Annotated in this window: 15 protein-coding genes; 3 read left to right on the forward strand and 12 right to left on the reverse strand. The window is 67.9% G+C overall.

The window, feature by feature from the left end; translation table 11 throughout:
- Positions 1-18: 18 nt before the first annotated feature.
- From Q0747_RS01880 to glf, 4 genes are all read right to left on the reverse strand, one after another.
- On the reverse strand, positions 19-747 hold the full coding sequence (locus tag Q0747_RS01880; protein WP_298251557.1) for an ABC transporter ATP-binding protein: 729 nt from the start codon (positions 745-747) through the stop codon (positions 19-21).
- Positions 748-1,566: an ABC transporter permease gene (locus Q0747_RS01885; RefSeq protein ID WP_298251558.1), complete on the reverse strand. Its 819-nt coding sequence runs from the start codon at positions 1,564-1,566 to the stop codon at positions 748-750.
- Between the two features lie 77 nt (positions 1,567-1,643).
- Positions 1,644-3,665 carry a glycosyltransferase gene (locus Q0747_RS01890; protein WP_298251559.1) on the reverse strand — a complete coding sequence of 674 codons (2,022 nt, stop codon included), beginning with the start codon at positions 3,663-3,665 and terminating at the stop codon, positions 1,644-1,646.
- A complete protein-coding gene (gene glf, locus Q0747_RS01895; RefSeq protein WP_298251560.1) occupies positions 3,662-4,849 on the reverse strand; it encodes a UDP-galactopyranose mutase in 1,188 nt (395 codons plus the stop codon). The genes Q0747_RS01890 and glf overlap by 4 nt, the downstream gene beginning before the upstream one ends.
- Positions 4,850-5,074: 225 nt before the next feature.
- On the opposite strand from glf, the gene wecB reads away from it, so the two are divergent.
- The gene (wecB, locus tag Q0747_RS01900) at positions 5,075-6,127 is read left to right on the forward strand and encodes a non-hydrolyzing UDP-N-acetylglucosamine 2-epimerase (RefSeq protein WP_298251751.1); all 1,053 of its coding nucleotides are present in this window, start codon (positions 5,075-5,077) and stop codon (positions 6,125-6,127) included.
- 52 nt (positions 6,128-6,179) lie between these two features.
- Here the strand turns inward: wecB and Q0747_RS01905 are convergent, their stop codons facing one another.
- The 5 genes from Q0747_RS01905 to Q0747_RS01925 all read right to left on the reverse strand — a co-directional run bounded on the left by Q0747_RS01905 (position 6,180) and on the right by Q0747_RS01925 (position 11,370).
- Positions 6,180-7,331 (reverse strand): glycosyltransferase, encoded by a 1,152-nt coding sequence (locus tag Q0747_RS01905; RefSeq protein ID WP_298251561.1) that lies wholly within the window; start codon positions 7,329-7,331, stop codon positions 6,180-6,182.
- A gap of 2 nt (positions 7,332-7,333) precedes the next feature.
- Positions 7,334-8,320 carry a Gfo/Idh/MocA family protein gene (locus Q0747_RS01910; protein WP_298251562.1) on the reverse strand — a complete coding sequence of 329 codons (987 nt, stop codon included), beginning with the start codon at positions 8,318-8,320 and terminating at the stop codon, positions 7,334-7,336.
- A 3-nt stretch (positions 8,321-8,323) separates the two neighbouring features.
- Positions 8,324-9,415 carry a DegT/DnrJ/EryC1/StrS aminotransferase family protein gene (locus Q0747_RS01915; protein WP_298251563.1) on the reverse strand — a complete coding sequence of 364 codons (1,092 nt, stop codon included), beginning with the start codon at positions 9,413-9,415 and terminating at the stop codon, positions 8,324-8,326.
- Entirely contained in the window at positions 9,412-10,008 is a 597-nt protein-coding gene (locus Q0747_RS01920; RefSeq protein ID WP_298251564.1) for an acyltransferase, read from the reverse strand. Before Q0747_RS01920 ends, Q0747_RS01915 begins: the two co-directional genes overlap by 4 nt.
- Positions 10,009-10,080: 72 nt before the next feature.
- Entirely contained in the window at positions 10,081-11,370 is a 1,290-nt protein-coding gene (locus tag Q0747_RS01925) for a nucleotide sugar dehydrogenase (protein WP_298251565.1), read from the reverse strand.
- A 237-nt stretch (positions 11,371-11,607) separates the two neighbouring features.
- Between Q0747_RS01925 and Q0747_RS01930 the strand changes: the two genes are divergently transcribed.
- Entirely contained in the window at positions 11,608-15,663 is a 4,056-nt protein-coding gene (locus Q0747_RS01930) for an FtsK/SpoIIIE domain-containing protein (RefSeq protein ID WP_298251566.1), read from the forward strand.
- Here Q0747_RS01930 and Q0747_RS01935 read toward each other — a convergent pair.
- Positions 15,626-16,048 (reverse strand): hypothetical protein, encoded by a 423-nt coding sequence (locus Q0747_RS01935; RefSeq protein ID WP_298251567.1) that lies wholly within the window; start codon positions 16,046-16,048, stop codon positions 15,626-15,628. The two genes, Q0747_RS01930 and Q0747_RS01935, sit on opposite strands and share 38 nt — an antisense overlap.
- A 240-nt stretch (positions 16,049-16,288) precedes the next feature.
- On the opposite strand from Q0747_RS01935, the gene Q0747_RS01940 reads away from it, so the two are divergent.
- Positions 16,289-16,537, forward strand: a complete 249-nt coding sequence (locus Q0747_RS01940) for a WhiB family transcriptional regulator (protein ID WP_148601585.1) — start codon at positions 16,289-16,291, stop codon at positions 16,535-16,537.
- Between the two features lie 230 nt (positions 16,538-16,767).
- Here the strand turns inward: Q0747_RS01940 and Q0747_RS01945 are convergent, their stop codons facing one another.
- The gene (locus tag Q0747_RS01945) at positions 16,768-18,246 is read right to left on the reverse strand and encodes a sensor histidine kinase (protein ID WP_298251568.1); all 1,479 of its coding nucleotides are present in this window, start codon (positions 18,244-18,246) and stop codon (positions 16,768-16,770) included.
- 175 nt (positions 18,247-18,421) lie between these two features.
- The gene (locus Q0747_RS01950; protein WP_298251569.1) at positions 18,422-23,260 is read right to left on the reverse strand and encodes an NAD-glutamate dehydrogenase; all 4,839 of its coding nucleotides are present in this window, start codon (positions 23,258-23,260) and stop codon (positions 18,422-18,424) included.
- Between the last annotated feature and the right edge of the window lie 41 nt (positions 23,261-23,301).

Raw genomic sequence — 23,301 nt, forward strand, 5'->3', positions numbered from 1 at the left:
TCGTTCGACGAAGGGCTTTCACACTGCGCGGAGATGAGTGATGGCTTCGCTCACGCTGCCGTCCTTCACGATGCGCCCGTGTTCGAGCACGACGCCGCGCTCGCAGACCTTGCTCACCATGTCAAAATCATGGCTCACCACAACGAGCGTCTTTCCCGCCGCGTTCAGCTCCTTGATCTTCGCGAGGCACTTCTTCTGGAAGGGCTCGTCGCCGACCGCGAGGATCTCGTCGATGAGGAAGATGTCGGGATCCGTGTGGACAGCTACCGCAAACGCAAGGCGGAGATACATCCCGGAGGAATAGAAGCGGACCTCGGTGTCGATGAACTCTCCGATCTCGGAGAACTCGACGATCGAGTCGAACTGCTGCCGTATCTGCTTCTCCGTCATGCCGAGAATGGATCCGTTGAGGAACACGTTGTCCCGGCCGCTGAGATCCGGATGGAAGCCGGCGCCCACCTCGATCAGACCGGCAACCCTACCCCGTACCCGGACGGAGCCCGCGTCGGGCAGCATCACTCCCGAGATGTGTTTGAGCAGCGTCGACTTCCCGGAGCCGTTGAATCCGAGCAGGGCGACTGTCTCCCCCTGCTGGACCGTGAGATTCACGTCGTCCAGTGCGGCGAATTTCCGACTGAGGTCGCCCTTACGTCCTTTGACGAGCCACAGTGCGGCCTCCTTGATGGACCGCGTATGGCGCAGGACAAAGCGTTTGTCGAGTTTTCTGATTTCGATCGAGACGGACATTCACAGCTCCTGGGCGAATCGGCCCTCGAGCCGGCGGAAGACCAGCTGCCCGAGGATGACGACGATCAACGAGATGGCCAGACCTACGGGTACCCAGACCGAGAGGAAGGACGGCGGCAGACCCTGGGTCTGCTCGGCCGTCGGCATCCAGAAGGCGAAATGGAAGGACTCCACCCCGATGGTGATCGGGTTGAGTAGATAGATGTCGAGCGCGGCCTCCCCCAGTTGGTCACGGACCATGGTCCACGCGTAGAGGACGGGGGATGCCCAGGTGGCGACCATGAGCAGCATGTCGACGAAGTTCTCGGCGTCCCTGAAGTAGACGTTGACAGCGCCGAAGATCAGGCCGAGGCCCGTGGCGAGGAAGGCCACGATCAGGAATCCGACGACGGCAGTGCCGAGCTGGAGCACGGAGGGTGTCCAACCCGTCAGGAGACAGGCCCCCACGAGGATCACCATCTGGGGCAGGAAGTGGATCCCGGAGACCCAGATAGCAGAAACCGGGAAGAGCTGACGCGGCAGGTAGATCTTCTTGATCAGGCCGCCGTTGGTCACGATGGACCGCGAGGCATTGCTCAGTGCTTCCGAGAAGAAGTTGATCAGCACGATCCCTGAGAACAGATAGATTGCGTAGTTCGGCAGACCGGCCGGGTTGCGCTCGCTCTGCTCGAGGCCGAGGAAGATGCCGAGGGCAATGTAGAAGACCACGAACTGGATACCGGGTTTGACATAGGACCACAGCAGGCCCAGGATCGAGCCGCGATAACGGACCTTGATCTCCTTGTCCACCAGGAGCTTGAGCAGGAATCTACTTCCCACCACATCCCGGACGCCCCCGCCACGACCCGGTGCTACCAGACCGACTGCGCCGTCGCCGGCTCGTGAAGCGCCAGCGCTCACGCCCCGGTCCCGGCGTCCGTGCCAGGAGCAGTGCCGTCCAGCCCGAAGGTCCGGCGCCAGGCATTCTGTGAGGTGAAGTCGGGCAAAGCTGCCCGGTACTGCTCGGCCAACTCGTCCCACCGGAGATACAGACGACGGTGGAGGTCGGCGCTGCGCAGCGCCAGCTCGCGTGCCTTCTGGGCGTCTCGCTTGTGCCAGGAGGCCCCGGTGCCGTCCGAGGACGTGACCAGTGCCGAGTCGAGCTGCGCCAGCCGCCACCAGCGCGCATCGACGGCTGCGACATGGGCTTCCGGGTTCTGGGTCGCGGCCACGGAAACGGGTTTCACCTGGTGCGCGGCACTTGCGATCAGTCGCGCGACAGCACCGGATCGGCTCCGTGCAGGGGCTGGACTCTTGCCCTTGTGTGGCGGCTTGCTACGTCTCACGGCTGGGAAGTCGGCAAGATCCTTGGAGACCTGCGCATCGTCGAAGGAAGCTCGCGTGGCGCGGACCTCGCCCAGTTTGGAGCCGATGGTGCGGTGGAGGTGCTCGGGCCCTGACAGCACGTCCTCCAGCGCCTGCAGGCGCAACTCCACTGCGGAGTACTGCATCGACAACAGGTGACGGGCGTCGACGCCCAGGCTCTCCTTCGGCATCCGTCCGCCGCGCTTGTACGGCGAGTAGATGAGCGTTGCGACCCAGCGGTTCCGCTGGTGGTAGTAGGCCTGCCAGTCGATCGTGTCGTCCTTCTCCGTCCACGGCATGTGCCACACGGCGGCTCCAGGCAGTGACACGGTCGTGAAGCCGTGTGCTTTGGCCCGGATCCCGTACTCGACGTCGTCCCATTTGATGAAGACCGGGAGGGCGAGGCCTATCTGACGGATGATCTCGGTGGGGATGAGGCACATCCACCACCCGTTGTAGTCGACGTCCACCCGGCGGTGCATCCACGGCGTCGTGCGGAGGTTGCTGCTCCCGAAGTCGTGGGCTTCCCGTGTGTTCTCCGCTCCGCCGTAACTGAAACGGTAGGGTTGCACCGCCTCACCGAAGTTGTGCATCACGGCGCGCTCGAACAGGTTGAACATGTGCCCGCCGACAATGGTGGGATTGCGGGTGAAGTCCGCGAACTGGGCGGCGCGGAGAATGCCCTCGGTCTCCATCTCGACGTCGTCGTCGAGGAGCATGACATAGGTGCTCTGCCCGTCATCGACGGTCTCCAGCATGCCTCGGGCGAAGCCTCCCGACCCGCCCAGATTCGCCTGTTCCACGATCTCGAGACGGTCGCCGAGTGACGCCGCGGCATCATCGATACCGGCTTCCTCCCGGACCTTCTGCGTGCCCTGATCGGTGACGATGACCCTGTGCAGGACTGGGAGGAGGTCCGGCGAGGCGCCCAGTGCCTTGAGATTGCGGACGCAGTAGTCGGGCCGATTGAAAGTTGTCACGGCGATGGACAGCTTCCCGGCCTGGAAGCCGTCCGGCTCGGGGACACTCCATTCGGCGCTGGTGAGCAGGACGGCGCCACTATGGGCTGCCAGGTCGAACCAGTACCAGCCGCCATCTCCGAAACTCGCGATCGGGAGGTCGAAGACCACCGGAGCAGACCGCGACCCGGTGCGCGTGCTGCTCACCCGGTTGGCGGTGCCCCTGGAGGTCGACCGGTAGACGACGACGGTCGCATCGCCCTCGAGCTCGACGGTCAGACGCACCATGCGGACACTCGTGTGAGCCTGCCAGTAGCTCGCCGGGAAGGCGTTGAAGTAGGTGCCGAGTGACACTCGCTCGTGGGCAGGGAGCGACAGGGTCCGTCGATCCACCACGTAGTCGGGGTGCACATCGGCCCCACCGGACGCTGCGGTGTCCACCTCTCTGGTGCCAGGCCTGTGCTCGGGCACCCGCTGGAGGTTGTTGAAGTCCACATACAGTGGCATGGTGTCGAGGTCCCCGGTCTCCGGGAACACCACACGATGGATCGTCTTCCAGGTTGCCTCGACACCGTCCGAGGTCGGCTTCTGGTCAGCTGCTGCAGTAGTGGTCACGCGTCCACTCCTCCACTCTCAAGCGGGGTGCCGTCACTGAAGTGCGGCTTGATCTTGTTGTCGTACATGGTCAGGGCGGATCCGATGGCCATGTGCATGTCCAGGTACTTGTAGGTGCCGAGGCGCCCGCCGAACAGGACGGAACTCTCGGCCTTGGCCAGATCACGGTAAGCGAGCATCTTCTGGCGGTCGTCCGCTGTGTTGATGGGGTAGTACGGCTCGTCACCCGACTCGGCGAATCTCGAGAACTCGCGCATGATGACGGTTTTCTCGGTCTGGTAGCCGCGCTCGGGGTGGAAGTGGCGGGGCTCGATGATCCTCGTGAACGGTGTCTCGGCGTCGTTGTAGTTGACCACGGAAGTGCCCTGGAAGTCCCCGGTCTCGAGGACCTCCTGCTCGAAATCGATGGTGCGCCAGGACAGCTCGCCCTCGGCGTAGGCGAAGTACCTGTCCACCGGTCCGGTGTAGATGATCGGCACCGTCCCGACGAGATCCTTCTTGTTCAGCGGCTGCGACTCGTCGAAGAAGTCGGTGCTGAGCTGCACCGTGATGTTGGGATGGTCCGCCATCCGTTCGATCCACGCCGTGTACCCGTCGGTGGGGAGCCCCTCGTACGTGTCGTTGAAGTACCGATTGTCGTAGTTGTAGCGCACCGGCAGCCGCGAGATGATGCCGGCCGGCAGATTCTTCGGGTCGGTCTGCCACTGCTTGCCGGTGTAGTGCTTGATGAAAGCCTCGTACAGCGGCCGCCCGATCAACTGGATGCCCTTGTCATTGAGATTCTGCGGGTCGGAGCCTGCAAGCTCTCCGGCCTGCTCCTGAATCAAGTCCCGCGCCTCGTCGGGCGTCAGATTCGCCCGGAAGAACTGATTGATCGTCGCAAGATTGATCGGGAGGGAGTACACCTCGCCGTTGTGGACGCCGTAGACCTTGTGGACGTAGTCGGTGAAGGTCGTGAACCTGTTCACGTACTCCCAGACCCGCTCGTTGGAGGTGTGGAAGAGATGCGCTCCGTACTTGTGGACCTCGATACCCGTCTCGGCGTCGCGCTCGCTGTAGGCGTTCCCCCCGATGTGGTCACGCCGATCGATCACCAGCACCTTCAGCCCGAGGTCGCTGGCGGCCCGTTCCGCGACGGTCAGGCCGAAGAAGCCTGCTCCTACGACGACGAGATCAGCAGTCACACGATCAATCCTCCAAGATGGGTGCACCGGCTCCTGGAGCGGCGGTAGGCGCCCGACCGCCCCAGGCAGGAGACATCACCAGAATGCGCGGTACGAGACGTATAGGTTCGCGTTCTAGGCTACCGGAAGCCGGGTAGCGTCCTGATCTCCACCATGATTCCGACACGGCCCAAGCTCTATCGGCCTCGTGCCGGGTCGGGCTTTGGGGAGGTTAAGCTTCTAGTCATGCGAATCTTGAGTGTGGTCGGCGCCCGTCCCCAGTTCGTGAAACTGGCACCCATCGCTCAGGCGATGAAGGGCGAGGCCGAGCATCTGATCGTCCACACCGGCCAGCACTACGACGCCATGATGTCCGACGTGTTCTTCCAGGACCTCGGTATTCCTGAACCCGATTTCAATCTCGGCGTCGGGTCGGGCAAGCACGGACAGCAGACGGGCGCCATGCTCGGAGGCCTCGAGACCATTTTCGAGGACGTACGTCCGGACTACGTGCTGGTCTACGGTGACACCAATTCCACCCTTGCGGCAGCCCTGGCCGCGGTGAAGCTCCATGTGCCACTCGCTCATCTCGAGGCGGGCCTACGATCGTTCAATCGGCGCATGCCCGAGGAGCACAATCGCGTCCTCACCGATCATGCGGCGGATCTCCTGCTGGCGCCCACCGAGGTCGCGATGGCCCACCTGGAGCACGAGGGCCTCGCAGAACGAAGTGTCCTCGTCGGTGATGTCATGACCGATGTCCTCTTCAGCACACGGGCAGCCGTGGAAGCCCGCAAGGAGGAACTGCCGGGGGGTGTGAGCAAGGGTGGCTACTACATCTGCACCATTCACCGACCCGACAACACCGACGATCCCGAGCGCCTGGGCCAGATCGTCGAGTCCCTGGCGCGCCTGGACAGGCCGGTGATTCTATTGGCCCACCCTCGTCTGGTGGCGCTCGCTGGTAAGCACGGCATTCACCTCGAATCGGGGTCCATCCGGCCCGCGTCCCCGCTTGCCTATCCCCAACTGGTCAATGCTGTCATGAACAGTGCAGGGGTCATTACCGACTCGGGTGGTCTTCAGAAGGAGGCCTTCCTACTGCGTGTTCCCTGCACGACGATCAGGCCGGAGACCGAATGGGTGGAGACTGTGAGACTTGGCTGGAACGTACTGGTCTCCGAGGATCTGGCTACCCTCACAGCCGTCGTCCAGCGTCCGATGCCCGAGCCGACCGTCGCTACCCCTTACGGCGAGGGCCGGGCGGCAGAGCAGGTCGTCAGGGCGATCCTCGGGTGATCGGCGGATCGTAGTGATGACGATGCGTCTGGGTCGACCCTAGACGCATCGCTCAGCGCCTTGTCCTCTGATCGATGTCAGTCAGGACGTTGGCAACGTCGTCTCCGACGCGGGTCAGCGAGTAGTTGTCCTCGACCCAGGCAGCGAGACGCTGCTTCTCGCTGTGTGGCCTTCTGGTGGCGAGAAGTCGGCGCATCGCCTGCGCCACGTCATCAGCGTTCCATTCGACACTCAGTCCCAGGTTCTCTCCGGCGATGATGTCCTTCAATGGACCGACCCCCGCATAGATCACCGGCGTGCCACAGCTGAGGCTGACGAAGGCCTTGGTGGCGAAGGCGAAGTCGTATCCCTTCGCGGGCCGCACCGATGCAAGCCCGGCGACTGCTCCCCTCAGAACGCTCGAGAGATATTCGCTGTCCACCGTGCCGGGAAATGTGATGCGTTCTCCCGCAGGCACTGAGCGGTCGAGGAGTTCATCCCTTTCGACGCCCTGACCGTACATGATCAACCGGACGTCCGGAAATTCCGCCATCACTTTCAGGAAGCCATCAACGAAGACACCGGCACCCTGGATCTCGGACATGGTACCCGCATAGACGAAGTACCGGCCAGGCTCGGGCGTGGCCCGGCCCTCGACGGAGAACTTCCGGGTGTCGACACCCGTCCCTACGTTCACTACACGCTCAGGACGGCTAGTGAGGCGGACAACTGCATCTGACACACCCGGCGAGACCGTGAGGACATAGCGTGCTGCGGACAGGACGTACCGCTCGAGAGTGCGGAGCAGCAGGACGACCGGTGCGGCAACGCCGATCCCGGCGGCAGCGACAGAGCTGACATCCGCCGCGAAGTAGATGAACGGCCGCCTACGTAGTGCAGCAGCTATGCGGACCATCAAGCCGGTGGTGGGCGGCGGTTCCACGATGACGACGTCGAATGCCCGTCCGAACAGGAGGCGGAACAGGAGTGGGATGTCGAAACTTGCGTACTGCAGATATCCGCGGACAGCGCCTGTTCCGTCCCGCAGGACGGGCCATCTTCGAACTGTCGGGCTTGACCGTTCGGCTCCGGGCGCGCGTGTCGTGTAGACGGTCACCTCGTGGCCGCGCTTCTCCAGTTGACGGACCGTCGCAGCCAATCGGTAGGCGGCAGCGCCGGTCTCCGGTTCGAAGATGCGTGTCGCGACTGCAATGCGGAGACCCACGGTCAGAGGTCGCGGACGACGCCGTCGCGTGCCGCCTCGATGATGGCTTCGGCGACACGAAGGGTGTTCAGGCCCTCGCGCATGGTCACCGTATTGTCGGCGACTCCGAGGGCCGCGTCACGGAACGCCTCGAGCTCGGAACGGAGGGGCTCACGCTTGGTGAGGGCCAGCCGGGTGATGTTGCCCTCCGACACTCCCCTGAAGTTGGAAACGGCTTCCCATTCCGTCGTGAAGGTCCCGTTCTCGTAGAACGTGAGGTCAGCGGTGAGGGTGTCGGCGACGAAGGCTCCCTTCTCCCCTGTCACGACGGTGACGCGCTCCTTCATCGGCGAGAGCCAGTTCACCAGGTGACTGGTGATGACGCCGTTCTCGAGCTGACACGATGCCGTGACCATGTCCTCGTGGGCCCGACCGGATCGAGTACTGGTGCGCGCCGATACCGAGACGAACGGTGACTGCGCCAGCCAGGACGTCAGATCGATGTCGTGCGTACCGAGGTCCTTCACCACACCGACATCCGCGATCCGGGCAGGGAACGGACCCTGCCGTCGCGTGGCGATCTGGTACACCTCGCCGAGGTCGCCCGAGGCGATCCGGCTCCTCAGGGACTGCAGCGCGGGGTTGAAGCGCTCGATATGCCCCACGGCACCCACCAGGCCGGCTTCTTCGAAGGCCTCGACCAGATTCAGGCCCGCCTGCACGGTGTCCGCGATGGGCTTCTCGACGAGGGTGTGGACACCGGCGGCTGCGAGTGCCAGACCCACCTCCTCGTGGAGCCCGGTGGGTACCGCGCAGACCGCCAGGTCGAGACCCTGACCGATGAGCTCGTCGATGGAACCGCAGAGCTCCAGATCACCGGCGGCTCCGTGCGGGTCACCGTAGGCATCGGCGACGGCGACGAGCTGCAGACCCTCGACCTCGCGGATGGCCCTCGCATGGTTCCTGCCCATCATGCCCAGCCCGATCAGGCCTACCCTCAGATCAGCCATGAGCTAGGCACCGGCCTTCGCGAGCGCGTTGACCGCTGTGACGATCCGGTCGAGGTCCTCCGCGTCGAGCGAGGGGTGGACGGGGAGCGAGAGGACCTCGCGGGCGGCGATCTCCGTGTTCGGCAGGTCCTCGGTCCGTCGGAAGGAGGGCAGCCGGTGGTTGGGAATCGGGTAGTAGACACCCGAGCCGATGTTGTATTCGTCCTTCAGTGCGGCGGCGAAACCGTCGCGGTCGCTTTCCACCCTGATGGTGTACTGGTGGTAGACGTGCACTGCGCCCTCGGCCACGGCCGGCGGGACGACACCCTCGAGATTTGCGGTGAGGAACGCCGCGTTCGACTGGCGCTGTTCCGTCCACCCGCCCACCTTGGTCAGCTGCACCCGGCCGATGGCGGCGTGCAGATTCGTCATCCTGGCATTGAACCCCACCAGTTCGTTCTCGTACTGGCGTTCCATCCCCTGATTACGCAGTAGACGGAGGCGGCGTTCGATATCCGGGTCTCCGGTGGAGACCATGCCGCCCTCGCCGGAGGTCATGTTCTTGGTCGGGTAGAGGGAGAACATGGCGAAATCGCCGAACGTGCCGACCTGCCGCCCGTCGAAGGACGCTCCGTGTGCCTGCGCGGCGTCCTCGAAGAGCATGATGCCGCGATCGTCGGCGAGCTGCCGGTATGCGGCGAGATCGGCCGGGTGACCGTAGAGGTGCACCGGCATGATGCCCTTGGTCTTCTCGGTGATAAGACTGGTGACGTGGTCGACGTCCAGGCAGTAGTGGTCGAGCTCCACGTCCGCGAAGACGGGCGTGGCACCCGTGAGGGCCACGGAGTTGGCGGTCGCCGCGAAGGTGAACGACGGGACGATGACCTCGTCGCCCGGCCCGATGCCCGCGGCGAGCAGACCGAGGTGGAGTCCTGCCGTCCCCGAGTTGACCGCGACGGCGCCCCGGCCGTCGAGGAGCACATCCGAGAACTCCTTCTCGAAGGCGGCCACCTCGGCGCCCTGCGCGAGCATGCCGGAGAGCAGCACGGCGTCGACGGCGGCGCGTTCGTCTTCTCCGACGATCGGTTTCGCTGCGGGAATGAATTCAGTGCTCATGCTTCTACCCCTACCAGTGTCAGTTGTCCGTTCGATTCCTCGTACCGCTCGGCCGTCTCGGGACAGACCCAGACGCCGTCGACGTCGTGCAGTGGGCGGCCTGCACGGCCGACCCAGCCGATGCGTTTGGCGGGTACACCCGCGACCAGGGCGAAGGGCGGCACGTCCTTCGTGACCACCGCGCCCGCCGCTACGGTGGACCACGCCCCGATGGTGACGGGCGCAACGCATACGGCGCGCGCCCCGATGGCCGCGCCCTTCTCCACCGTCACTCCTACCGGCTCCCAGTCCTCCGAGCTCTTGAGTCCGCCGTCGGGGGTGATGGAGCGGGGGTAGGTGTCGTTGGTCAGCACGACGGCGGGCCCGATGAAGACGCCCTCCCCCAGCACCGCCGGTTCGTAGACGAGCGCATAGTTCTGGAGCTTCGAATTGGCTCCGACACGGACGCCGGTACCCACATAGGCCCCGCGCCCGACGATGCAGTTCTCACCGAGGTGAGCGTCCTCGCGGACCTGGGCGAGATGCCAGATCTTGGACCCTTCTCCGATGGAGGCGTTGGGCGATACGTCAGCCGTTTCAGCGATGTAGCTCATGATGCTTTGATTCCTCTCTGCAGCTGCCGGAGCCGCCTGTGGAGCTGCGACGCCGAGGGAAGTGCATGGTGGTCAGGCCCGCCCGATGACCCGGTAGTCCACATCGGCCCACTGCTCCGGGCTGCTCACGCGGCGCCCGTCGATGAAGGCCTTGATACCCGGCAGATCGGAGGAGGTCAGTCCGGCGTACTCCTCGTGGTTGGCCTGCACCACGGCTGCGTCGATTGCCTCGCCGAAGTGGTAGGGCGCGAAGCCGAGCTTCTCGAGTTCCTCGTCGGTGTACATCGGGTCGTTCACGACGGCGACGGCGCCGCGCGAGGTCAGGGCATCCACGGCGGCGAACACACCGGAGAAGGCGGTCTCCTTGACGCCTCCGCGGTACGCGGCGCCCAGCACCACGACCTTCGCTCCCGTGAGGTCCCCGTACACGCCCTCGAGGAGGCCGATCGTGTAGTCCGGCATCCCGGCGTTGGCCTCACGCGCTGCTCGGACCACCGTGGCCGCGGGGTCGTTCCACAGGTACAGGCGCGGGTAGACGGGAATGCAGTGCCCGCCGACGGCGATGCCCGGCTGGTGGATGTGGCTGTACGGCTGCGAGTTGGAGGCCTCGATGACCTGGTAGATGTCGATGCCGACCGTGGAGGCGTACCGGGCGAACTGGTTGGCCAGTCCGATGTTCACATCGCGATAGGTGGTCTCCGCCAGTTTGGCGAGCTCCGAGGCTTCCGCGGACCCCAGGTCCCATACTCCGTTGCCGCGCTGCAGGTCGGGCCGATCGTCGAAGTCCAGGACGGCCTCGTAGAAGTCCACCGCACGCCGGGCACCCGCGGGCGACAGACCGCCGACGAGCTTCGGGTACTTGCGCAGGTCCTCGAACACGCGGCCCGTCAGCACCCGCTCCGGGGAGAACACGAGGTGGAAGTCCTCGCCTTCCACGAGTCCGCTACCGGACTCGAGGGCCGGCTTCCAGCGGTCCCGGGTGGTGCCCACGGGCAGTGTCGTCTCGTAGGAGACCAGGGTGCCGGCGGTGAGGTGCTTCGCGAGCTCGGCAGTGGCGGCGTCCATCCAGCCGAAGTCGGGCTGCGCCTCCGCGTCGACGAAGAGAGGAACCACGAGCACGACGGCGTCGGCGCCCGGAACGGCGTCGGCGTAGTCGGTCGTGGCTCGCAGGTTGCCCGCGGGCACCAGCTCCGAGAGCTTCTCCTGGAGGTGGGCCTCGCCCGGGAACGGCTCGCGTGCCTCGTTGACCATTGCCACAACTGCAGCGTTCACGTCCACGCCGATGACCTCATGGCCCTTGGAGGCGAATTGCACCGCCAGCGGCAACCCGATTTTGCCCAGGGCAATGACAGCAATTTTCACGTGAGAGCACCTTTTCGTCTTCATGTCCCGCTCGAACGCAGCGGTTTATTCCCCCACCAGCGTATAGGTACCAGCCCACACCGCCGTTCAAAGTGCTGCCGCGCGTCGGGTATCCCTCCAACACCTGCAGCCGTCGAACGGGGCGGACGAGACGGTGTCCACATGCACCGCCGACATCCGCGCGCCCGGAGGCCCGCTCCCTAGTCTCGGACCAGCAGGACTGCGTCAGGAGGCTCCATGGATCTTCACATCACCCTCGTGGACGCTCCGCCGGCGGTGTCCCCTGCCCGCGAGATCGTCGTCGACACCGACGTGCTGCGCTCCGGCGCCACGCTGGCGCAGCGGCTCGAGGCCGCAGGGCACCGTGGCCCGTTCACCGTGGACGGTGTGCCCCTCGCAGCTCTGTCGCCCCTGGCCGGAAAGCTGCCGAACGGCGCGGTGGTCGTGGCGGGCCTCCGGCCCGCCCCTCCCCGGGCGGAGCGGCTCCCCCACCTCGTCCTCGTGGTCCGGTCGGGGCCCGACGCCGGCCAGGTGGTCCCGCTCACGCGCGGCAGCTATACGATCGGGCGCACCGACAGCGACATCGTCATCGCCGATCCGGCCCTGTCGCGACGCCAGGCGCTCCTCACCGTGGGCGAGGACACCATCACGCTGGAGGACCTGGGCTCGGTGAACGGCACCCTGGTGGACGACGAACCCATCACGACGGCGGTGATCACCGTCGCTGCGGTTGTCGCCTTCGGGACGAGTCGGTGCGGCCTCGAACTGGTCGACGGCGCCGAGTGGCTCCCCTCCGCGGTGCGCGACGTCCTCGCCCCGCTCCCCCTCGGCGTCGACGTCCCGGCCAGACCCTCGCGCATCCTCGTACTCACCGCCTTCCTGCCGCTGGTCCTCGGCGTCGTCCTCGCCCTGACCACCGGGATGTGGTTCTTCCTCGCCTTCAGTGCCCTGTCCGCCGTGACCGGCATGGTCCCGCTCCTGACGTACCGCCGCAGCTCGAAGGACTTCGCCCACACCGTGTCCCGTGCCGCCGGGCAGGACCGCGACCGCCGGAGCCGTGCCGTTCCTGATCCAGGACAGACGGCCCTCGATGCCCTGCGCCACGGTGCGGGTCCGATGCCGCGGGGGAACCGGCAGGAGCGTCACCCACCGACACTCGCCCTGCTGCGCCTGGGCCTGGCGTCACAGGCGGCCCGGCTGTCCGTCGACCGGGCCGACCAGGGCTTCGTCCCGCCCGTCCTGCCGGACCTGCCGCTCCTGGTGCCGTGCGCGATCGGTGCTGACGGCGCCGCGCCGAACCGCGTCACGGTGACCGGTGAGGCCGACGCCGTCCGCGCCCTGGCGAGGGCGCTGCTGCTGCAGCTGGCCCACCCGGCCGCCGATCCTTTGCCGGTCCTGTGCTGGGGTCCACCCTCCCAGGTGCCCCGCAACGCACGCTTCCTGCCCCACGTCCGGCTCAGTCACGACGCCCGAGTGCTCGCATCGCTCGCGGCCGGCTCGCCCCTCCTCCTCGTCCTCCAGTTCTCGGACGATCTCCCCGACCTCGGTGCTGCACCGCACGTCTGCGTCTTCCGCTTCCGCCCGGGCGACACGCTGTCCGACCAGGAGCTGTCGACGGATCACGTGCGGCTCTGCTCCGGGGGAGCACGGGCCCGGCTCGGCGGCATCGATCACGACCTCCGGGCCGACGGCGTCGCCAGCCACGTGTTCGAGCGGACAGCCCGTCTGCTGGCCCGTTCGAAGCCACCGATCGACGCGCGGGCGGGGCTCGCGGCGGGCACGGCGGGCGGACTCCCCCGCTCGGCCTCCCTGTGGACCGGGGACCTGAGCCCCGGAACCCTGGCGGCGACGGCGCGGCCCCGGTGGGCGCGGGCGGATCCCCGACACCCCGTGGTCCACCTGGGCCGGGCTGCGAGCGGCGATCTGTTCCTCGACCTCGTCGACGACGGCCCGCACCTCCTCGTCGCCGGGACCACGGGCTCCGGCAAGTCGGAGTTCCTGAGAACCCTCGTGCTGGGCCTGGCGGTGGATCAGCCGCCGGAGCTGCTGACCATGCTGCTGATCGACTACAAGGGAGGCTCCGGCCTCGGGTCCCTGGCCGCACTGCCGCACTGCGTGGGCAGCCTCACCGATCTCTCCTCCGAATCCACCGCGCGGGCCCTGACCTCGCTGAGGGCGGAACTCCGGCGGCGCGAGACACTCTGTGCCGATCACGATGCCTCCGATCTGGTGGACCTGCGCCGCGTGGACCCCGCCGCATGCCCTCCGCGACTACTGGTGGTCATCGACGAGTTCAGGATGCTGAGCGAGGACGTCCCCGGCGCCGTGCAGGATCTGCTGAGGATCGCCGCCCTCGGGCGCTCGCTGGGGGTGCACCTCGTGCTCGCCACGCAGCGGGCCCAAGGTGCTGTGACACCTGACCTCCGGGCCAACATCACCTCGTCCGTCCTCCTGCGGGTCCAGACGCCCATGGAGTCCCACGATCTCCTCGGGTCCGGTGCGGCCGCCGAGATCGGCGTCGACTGCCCGGGCAGGGCCTATCTGCGCCGCGGCGGAGAGGTACCGGTGGGCTTCCAGGTGGCCTCGTCCTCCTTCCTGCCCCCGGCGTCGACGACGACCGGGTGGCAGGATCTCGCCGCGTACGTCACCGGAAAGGACCCTGCCCCGCACGCAGAACCTGGATCTGATCCCGCACCCGTCGCCGGCGTGCTCGACAAGGCGGTGAAGGCCCTCGGTGCTGCTGCGGGCAACTCCTCCGCTCTGCAGCTGCCCCGTCCCGTCCTCCCACCACTGCCGCCGCTCCTGCCGCCGGCCGCCGTGTCCGGATACCAGCCGGCGGACCGACCGGGGTGCTGTCCGCCCGGGGGCGCGGTGCCACTGGGTCTTGCCGACTTCCCCGCCGCACAGGACCAGCGCCTCCTCCTGTGGCATCCGGGCGGCCACTCCCATCTCGCCCTGGTCGGTCCGGGTGGGAGCGGAAGCACGGCAGCCCTTGCGTCCGTCGTGTCACGACTGCCGGTGATCGACCCCGATCTGCATCTGTATCTGCTCGACGGCGACGGCTCGCTGACCGCAGCGCGCGGATTCACCCAGGTCGGCGCCCACGTGCAGTCCCACGAGACGCACAGGGCAGCCCGGGTGCTCTCCCGGCTGGCGTCGCTGCCCCTGCAGGAGCCGGGCTCCCGGGCCCACGTGGTCGTCGTGATCACCGGCTGGGGCCACTGGAGTACCCGGTTCCGGCAGGGTCGCTCCCTCGAGGCGGAGGAGGACCTGCACACGGTGGCGCGCGACGGCGCGACCCGCGGCGTGAGTATCCTCATCAGCGGTGACCGCGAGCTGACGACCGCCCGCTTCTTCGCCCTCCTCCCCAACCGCGTGTATCTGCCGCTCGGCGCGCACCAGGAGACCACGCTCACCTGGCCGAAGCTCCCGCTGCTCGACGCCGTCGCAGGGCGTGGTCTCGCCCAGGGACCGATCACGGGTGCCTCCGGCGACGGCGCCTGCCAGCTCATCACCGATCCGGCCGGACAGGACACCGGCGCCGATCCGCCCCGGCCACCCGCGACCCCTCCCTTCCCCGTGCACCCGCTGCCACGCTTGATCCGGGTCGACGAGCTCCGCCCGGGGCCCGGCGGACGAGGGAGCGGCCCTGCCGCTGCCATCCCCGTGGGGGTGCATGGAGACGATCTCGCCACGTTCTCGGTCTCCCTGCTCCCCGGCGAGGTGTACGTGGTGCTGGGGCCGCCGGGCTCCGGGCGCTCCACCGTGCTGCGGGTGTTCGCACGATCGCCCGGACACCGCCGGGCGCCGCGCCGCGTCCTGGCTCCCCCGGCGGGTGCAGGGGCGACCGAGTACTGGCGGGAGGTGCGGGACCGCGGATTCGGCCGGGTCCCGCCCGAACGGGTCATCATCGTGGTCGACGACGCCGATCGGCTCCCCGCGGACGTGCAGCAGATTCTCAGCGCCCTCGTGACCGCGGGAGCTGCGGCCGTCCTCTCCGCCACACCCGGCCCTGCCCTCCTGACGCGGGTTCCCCTCTCCCTGCACGCCCGGGGCTCGGGCCGCGGGATGATCCTGGCACCGAGGACGCCGGCCGACGGCGACTTCTTCGGGCTGCGTCTTGAGGTGGAGGGTCCGCCCCTGGCCGGACGCGGCTGGGCCTGCGAGCCGTCCGGGGCCGTCCAGCTGCAGATCGCGTGGCCGGCGGACGAACCCGACGCCGTACCCCTGCCGACGGCTCCGGGCGACGGTTCGGCTAGAGCATTTTTCCGGAGCCCGCCGGGCGCACCGTGAACTGGACCACGGGCCTCGAGAAGAGCGTCACGATGACCGCGGCAGCCGGCACCAGCAACAGGACTCCGAGCAGCGGGTTGCCCGCCGAGAAGTAGGGGAACGAGAGGATCACGAGGAACAGCTGGACCACGAGTGCGGGTGAGCGCGGCCAGCGGAAGCCGGTGGAGAGCCGGCGCGCGAGCGTGACCAGACCGACCGCGAGCAGGACCAGCAGGACTGCCATGAACACGGACCCGCCCACGGAGAGGGGATCCGCCCCGAAGAGGATGAGCACGAACCGGACCGCGAGCAGGAGCAGGGCCGCTGCCTGCACCACCAGGACACCGCTGATCAGCAGGACGCCGGGGGGCCGGACGGCGGGCTGGGGTGCGGGATCGACGGTCACACCCGAACCCTACCCGACAGCGCCGAGGCCCCGAGTGCCCTCGCAGGGCAGCTCCGCTGTGACCGACCCCTCACCTGTCAAGGCAAAGAGGGCCGGGAAAACACTTGTTTACCCGTTGGGAACATGACAGCCTTAAAAGCAGTTGAGACCCGGGGGCCGAGATCGGCCCCTTTACTATGTGGCCCCTCGTGAATGTTTTCACAAGTATGGCGAGCGAGGCCGAAGGAGAATGTGATCATCATGGATTGGCGAAGTCGCGCAGCATGTCTGGACAAGGATCCGGAGCTGTTCTTCCCCGTCGGCAATACCGGACCGGCGTTGCTGCAGATCGAGGAAGCCAAGAGCGTGTGCCGCCGCTGCCAGGTCCAGGAGACCTGCCTCCAGTGGGCCATCGAGTCCGGTCAGGACGCCGGGGTGTGGGGTGGGCTGAGCGAGGACGAGCGCCGCGCACTCAAGCGTCGCGCCGCCAGGGCGCGCCGCGCCTCGTAGGCGTCGGAACAGCGCAGACCCCAGCGCACCGGTACCGGGACGCTGAGTACCGGAACGACGCAGAGCAGAGCACGGCGGTCGCAGGACCGCCGTAAGCCAAGGGCCACCCATCGGGTGGCCCTTCGGCGTTCCCGCCCTTTCGCGGCACGTTCCCGCACCGGCCCCGGCGTATTCCCGCACCGTTCCGGTGCTGTTCCTGTCCGGACCGCGCGGGGCAGGCGCGTGCCGGACTACGGTGAGCCGTCCAGCGGGAGATAGAGCTCGAGCACGACGGTGGTGCCTCCGCCCGTCCGGTTGCTCCAGGTGATCGTGCCGTCGAGTTCACTCGTCACGAGGGTCCTGACGATCTGCAGGCCGAGACCCTCGGCGTGACCCTGCGGCGGGAGACCGATGCCGTCGTCGCTGATCGTCACCCGGAGGATCTCCTGGCCGCCGGACTCCGTCCGACGATCCGCGATCAACCACACGGTGCCGGCCCGGCCGGCGAGCCCGTGCTCCACCGCGTTCGTCACCAGCTCGTTGATGACCAGTGCCAGCGGTGTCGCCAGATCGCTCGGGAGCTCCCCGAAGTCACCGCTGCGCTCCGTCCGGACGGTCTGCGTGGGGGACGCGACCTCGGCGCTCAGGAGGAACTGCCGTCCGATCAGCTCGTCGAAATCGACGCGCTGGGCGAGACCCTGCGACAGCGTCTCGTGCACCAGCGCGATGGTCGAGACGCGGCGCATGGCCTGGTCGAGCCCCAGCCTGCCCTCCTCGCTGACCATCCTCCGGGACTGCATGCGCAGCAGCGCCGCCACCGTCTGCAGGTTGTTCTTCACCCGGTGGTGGATCTCGCGGATCGTGGCGTCCTTCGAGACCAGTTCCAGCTCACGGCGGCGCAGCTCGGAGACGTCCCGGCACAGGACGAGGGCGCCGAAACGCTCCTTCTCGTCGCGCAGCGGGATCGCCCTGAGGGACAGGCTCACGCCGTGGGACCCGATCTCGGTCCGCCACGGCATCCGCCCGGTGACCACGAGGGGCAGGGTCTCGTCGACCAGGCGGCGGTCCTTGAGCAGCGCCGTCGTGATCTCCGCGAGTGTCCGCCCCTCGAGCGTCTCGACGTCGCCCAGCCTGCGGAACGCGGAGACACCGTTGGGGCTGGCGTACTGGACGATCCCGTCGACGTCGAGCCGGATCAGGCCGTCCCCCACGCGGGGCGCACCGCGGCGCGCGCCGGTCGGCGTGGCGAAGTCGGGCCACAGCCCCAGGGTGCCCATGCGCAGGAGGTCGTCCGCGCACTGCCGGTACGTCATCTCGAGTCGCGACGGCATCCTCGACGTCGACAGGTCCCGATGGGTGGTCACGACGGCGAGGGTGCGCCCGTTGCGGACCATCGGGACGGCCTCGACCCGCATCGCGGCCGCGGTGGTGGGGCCCGTGTCGGCTGCACGCCCGATCTTCTGGGAGGCCCACGCGGCGTCGACGAGGGGCTGGAGGTCGGCACGGATGCGCTCGCCCACGAAGTCGGTGTGGAAGACCGTGTGCGTGGTCGACGGCCGGGCGTGCGCAAGACTGACGTAGCCGCCGTCGTCCAGCGGGAACCACAGGGCCAGGTCCGCGAACGCGAGATCGGCGACCATCTGCCAGTCCCCCACGAGCAGGTGCAGCCACTCGGCGTCGCCGGGCTCGAAGCCCTCGTACTCGCGGATCGGGTCCGTGAAAATTGCCATGGGATCTCTCTGTCACCGGGTCCGGATGGATGCCGGTGCCCAGTCTTCCACCCCGGCCGGTCCGGACCGACCGGGGCCTGCGTCGGCCGCTGCTCAGCGAACGCCGTCAGCGCGCGCCGTTCAGCGAATGCCGCTCAGCGCACGCCGCCCGACAGGAGCCGTCAGCGCACGCCGCTCAGCGCACGATGGACCGCAGCAGGCGCAGGGCCACCGAGAGCGAGGAGATGTCGTCCTGCTCGAGGAGATTGACCTCGGCGAACATGTTCGAGGCCCGCTGCAGCTGGTCGGCGTTCTGCTCCTGCCACGCCAGCAGCCGCTCCCCCGCGTCGCGGTCCTGCAGGTCCTGCGACGCCCGCATCACGGCGACGCAGATGTCCGCCGTGGTGGAGTAGAGGTCGTCGCGCAGTGCTGCCCGCGCGAGTGCCTGCCACCGGTCCGTCCGTGGGAGCTTCGTGATCCGCTGCAGCAGGTTGTCCACCTCGAAGCGGTCGTAGACGGCGTAGTAGACCTTCGCGATGTTCTCCACCGGCTCGTCGACCCGCCGGGTGCTGTAGGCGATGTCCAGCAGGGCGAAGGACTCGAACTGCTCGGCCCAGTGCCGGCCGAGCTCCTCCGGCAGCTGCCACTGGGACGCCGTCGCCATGCCCTCGCGGGCCCGCTCGTGGTCACTGCCCTGCAGGTACTCCGACAGGTGCGTGCGGAACGGCGCGATCAGCGGCTTGAAAGCCGCGACGTCCTCGTCCACCGAGGTGCCCTGCGCCACGTGGTTCACGAACCAGCGCACCCCACGGTCCAGCAGCCGGCGCAGGTCCAGGTAGACCGTGGTCCACCGGTCGGTCGGGAAATCCGCCGGCAGGGCGGAGAGCGCCTCGACGGTCTCGTCCAGCGCGTAGATCTCGCGCAGCGCCACGAACGCGCGGGCGACCACGGACTCGGGCACCGAGGTCTCCTCCATCACCCGGAACGCGAAGGTGATGCCGCCGAGGTTGATGATGTCGTTGGCGACGAGGGTCGAGATGATCTCCCGGCGCAGCGGGTGCGTGTCGAGCAGGTCGTCGAAGCGTTCCACGAGCTGCCGCGGGAAGTAACGCCGCAGGGTCCCCCGGAAGTACGGGTCGTCGGCGAGATCCGAGGCGGTCAGCACCCGGCTGAGCTCGATCTTCGCGTACGCGGCCAGCACCGCGAGTTCGGGCGAGGTGAGCCCCTGACCGGCGTCGACCCGCCTCCTGAGCTCCGCCGTGGTGGGCAGCGCCTCGAGGGTGCGGTCCAGGTCCGCCTTGTCCTCCAGCCAGTCGATCATGCGCTCGTAACTGGGGCTGAACTCGATCACCTGGCGTCGGTCGTTGAGCAGCAGGATGTTCTGGTCGATGTTGTCCTGCAGCACCAGGTCGGCGACCTCGTCGGTCATGGAGTGCAGGAAGTCGGCACGCTCCTCCGGCTGCAGCCGCCCGGCGCGCACCATCCGGTCGACGAAAATCTTGATGTTGACCTCGTAGTCGGAGCAGTCCACCCCGGCGCTGTTGTCGATCGCATCGGTGTTGAGGATGACGCCGGAGAGCGCCGCCTCGATGCGTCCGCGCTGGGTCATGCCCAGATTGCCGCCCTCGCCCACGACGCGCGCACGCAGCTCGCCGCCGTCCACGCGGATGGCGTCGTTGGCGCGGTCCCCGACCTGGGCGTGTGTCTCGTCCGCCGCCTTCACATACGTGCCGATACCGCCGTTGTAGAGCAGGTCGGCGGGGGCGCGGAGGATGGCCTTGAGCAGTTCGGGTGGGCTCAGCTTGGTGACCGAGGCGTCCAGGCCCAGCGCCTCGCGTACCTCGGCTGACACGGGGATCGACTTCGCCTGCCGCGGGTAGACGCCGCCGCCGGCGCTGATGAGCCGCGTGTCGTAGTCCTCCCAGCTCGAGCGCGGCAGCTCGAAGAGGCGGCGCCGTTCGGCGAAGGACGCCTCGGCGTCGGGGTCCGGGTCGAGGAAGATGTGGCGGTGGTCGAAGGCCGCGAGCAGGCGGATGTGCCGGGAGAGCAGCATGCCGTTGCCGAAGACGTCGCCGCTCATGTCGCCCACACCGACCACCGTGAAGTCCTGCGTCTGCGTGTCGACGTCGAACTCGCTGAAGTGCCGCTTGACGGACTCCCAGGCGCCGCGCGCCGTGATGCCCATGGCCTTGTGGTCGTAGCCCACCGATCCGCCGGAGGCGAAGGCGTCACCGAGCCAGAATCCGTACTCCGCGGAGAGCTCGTTCGCGATGTCGGAGAAGGAGGCCGTCCCCTTGTCCGCCGCGACCACCAGGTAGGAGTCGTCGTCGTCGTGCCGCACCACGCGCGTCGGCGGCAGGATCGACTCGGTGGAGCCGTTGGTGACCACGTTGTCCGTGATGTCGAGCAGGCCGCGGATGAAGGTCCGGTAACTCGCCTGGCCCTCGGCCATCCACGCCTGCCGGTCGGCGGCGGGATCCGGGAGCTGCTTCGCGAAGAACCCGCCCTTGGCGCCGGTGGGGACGATCACCGCGTTCTTCACGGTCTGCGCCTTCACGAGGCCGAGCACCTCCGTGCGGAAGTCCTCCCGGCGGTCCGACCAGCGGAGACCGCCGCGGGCCACCTTCCCGAAGCGCAGGTGCACGCCCTCGATCTGCGGCGAGTACACCCAGATCTCGAACCTCGGGCGCGGGAAGGGTGCTCCCTCGATCCGCTCCGTCGCGAACTTGAAGCTCACGTGCCGCTTGTCCTGGAAGTAGTTGGTGCGCAGGGTCGCCTCGATGAGATTGACGAAGATGCGCAGCACCCGGTCGGCGTCGAGCGTGGGGACCTCCTCGAGCCCCTGCTCGAGCCCGGTGCGGGCCGCGGCGCTCGCCGCCTCGCGGTCGCCGTCGAGGTCGGGGTCGAAACGCGCCATGAACAGGGCGATCAGGCCCCGGGTGACCACGGGATTCCTCATGAGCGTGTCGGCCACGAAGTCGTAGGAATTGGCGTTGCCCAGCTGGCGGATGTACTTCGCGTAGGCACGCAGGATCAGCACCTGCCGCCACCCGAGCTCCTCGCTCAGGACGAGGCGGTCCAGCGGATCGGACTCGCTGTTCCCGACGACGGCGGCCCGGAACGCCTCCTGCAGCAGGGTCGCCGTCCCCAGCGGTGAGACGCCGGCGGGGTACTTCAGCCCCAGGTCGTAGAGGAAGAACGTGCGTCCGTCGGACCGCGTCACCTTGAACGGGCGCTCGTCCAGGACCTCGAGACCGAGATTGTGGAAGTAGGGCAGGATCCGGGTGAGACTCCTGGCCTCGGTGAAGTACAGCTTCAGCCGCGCGTCCTGCGCGTCGTTCGGCGCCGCCCCCGAGGGGACGTAGACCCGGAGTGTCGGCGCCCCCGATTCCGCGGCGGCCAGCTCCTCGAAGCGGGCGATGTCCTCGAGGGCGTCCTCCACCTCGTAGGCCACCCGGTAGCTGGGAGGGAAGGACTCCGCCCAGAGAGCCGCGAGGGGCTCGGCCGTGTCCTGCTCGAACCGCTGCCGGGCCACCTCCTCGATGCCCTCGGACCAGGAGCGGGCCGCATGGACCAGGCGGCCCTCGAGCTGCTCGGCGTCGACGGGGGGCAGCTCGGTGCCGCGCGGCAGGCGGATCCGGAAGAACAGGCGGGCCAGGGCCGACTCGCTCAGTCGCGCCTCGAAGTCGATGGACTCGGCGTGGAAGGCCTCGCGCAGCTCGCCCTCGATCCGCAGCCGCACATTCGTGGTGTACCGGTCGCGCGGCAGGTACACCAGGGCCGACATGAAGCGACCGTAGATGTCGGGGCGCAGGAACAGGCGCGTGCGACGCCGCTCCTGCAGCCGGAGGATCCCGAGGGCGGTGGACACCAGATCCGAGACCTCGATCTGGAAGAGCTCGTCACGCGGGTAGGTCTCGAGGATGGACAGCAGGTCCTTGCCCGAGTGGGAGTCCGAGGGGAAGCCGCAGCGCCGCAGCACCTCCGAGACCTTGTCGCACACCAGGGGGACGTTGAGGACGGAGCCGGTGTACGCACTGGTGGCGAAGAGTCCGATGAAGCGCCGCTCGCCGTCGACCCTGCCCTGCGCGTCGAAGCTCTTGACGCCGATGTAGTCGAGGTATGCCGCCCGATGGACCGTGGACCGGGAGTTCGCCTTGGTGATGACGAGGGCCCGACGCTCGCGGGCCTTGGCCCGGCCTGCCTCGGTGAGCTGCTGCACGGCTCCGCCACCGCCGCCGTGCCGGAGCAGCCCCAGCCCGCTGCCCTCGCGGACGCGGAGGGCGTCGGCCCCGTTCTCGTCCTGCACGAGGTCGTACTCCTTGTACCCGAGGAAGGTGAAGTTCCCGTCCTCGAGCCAGCGGAGGAGGTGCCTCGCCTGCTGCAGATCGGGGATGTCCCCGCCGCCCGCGACGTCGCCGAGCGATGCCGCGATGGTGCTCACCTTGCCGCGCATGGCCGCCCAGTCCTCGACGGCGGACCGGACGTCCCGCAGCACCCGGTGCAGCCCCTCCCGGACCTCCTCCTTCGCCGCGGCATCGGGCAGGCGCGAGACCTCGACCGACATCCACGACTCGATGTGCGTGGTGCGCTCGCCGGCACCGTCCGGTCCGGCATGGACGGGGAGCGCCGCCGTGTCGCCGCTCGAGGCACCCGCCGTCGACGGCACCCGCTCCAGCGTCTCCAGCGTGTGCGTCGCCCCGCTGCGCCCGGCGACGAACGTGGGGTGCACCACGAGGCGGATGGCCGCGTTCTGGCGCACGAGTTCGGCGGTGACGGAGTCGACCAGGAAGGGCATGTCGTCGGTGACGATGAGGACGATGCTGGACACGCCCTGGTCCAGGATGTCGATCACGGCAGTGCCCGGTTCGCGGGACTCGGCCAGCGTCCGGTGGGCCAGGGCCCGCTCCCGGAGGTCGGCGGGGTCGTAGGCGAGGGCGTCCTCGCGAGCGAGGTGCTCGAAGTAGTTCCTGACGAATTCCTCCCCTGACGTGTCCGCGATTGACTGATCCGTTAGCCGGGATCCAGACGACATGGGGAGAGCCTCCGTTGTGAAAGGAAAGGCCGCTCCGTTGC

This window comes from uncultured Arthrobacter sp. (assembly GCF_947493765.1).
Taxonomy (GTDB): Bacteria; Actinomycetota; Actinomycetes; order Actinomycetales; family Micrococcaceae; genus Arthrobacter_D.

Bases quoted from the DNA above. Each gene is read 5' to 3' on its own strand.
- Q0747_RS01880 (WP_298251557.1), bottom strand. From the start codon at position 747: ATGTCCGTCTCGATCGAAATCAGAAAACTCGACAAACGCTTTGTCCTG.
- wecB (WP_298251751.1), top strand. From the start codon at position 5,075: ATGCGAATCTTGAGTGTGGTCGGCGCCCGTCCCCAGTTCGTGAAACTG.
- Q0747_RS01910 (WP_298251562.1), bottom strand. From the start codon at position 8,320: ATGGCTGATCTGAGGGTAGGCCTGATCGGGCTGGGCATGATGGGCAGG.
- Q0747_RS01915 (WP_298251563.1), bottom strand. From the start codon at position 9,415: ATGAGCACTGAATTCATTCCCGCAGCGAAACCGATCGTCGGAGAAGAC.
- Q0747_RS01920 (WP_298251564.1), bottom strand. From the start codon at position 10,008: ATGAGCTACATCGCTGAAACGGCTGACGTATCGCCCAACGCCTCCATC.
- Q0747_RS01930 (WP_298251566.1), top strand. From the start codon at position 11,608: ATGGATCTTCACATCACCCTCGTGGACGCTCCGCCGGCGGTGTCCCCT.
- Q0747_RS01940 (WP_148601585.1), top strand. From the start codon at position 16,289: ATGGATTGGCGAAGTCGCGCAGCATGTCTGGACAAGGATCCGGAGCTG.
- Q0747_RS01945 (WP_298251568.1), bottom strand. From the start codon at position 18,246: ATGGCAATTTTCACGGACCCGATCCGCGAGTACGAGGGCTTCGAGCCC.
- Q0747_RS01950 (WP_298251569.1), bottom strand. From the start codon at position 23,260: ATGTCGTCTGGATCCCGGCTAACGGATCAGTCAATCGCGGACACGTCA.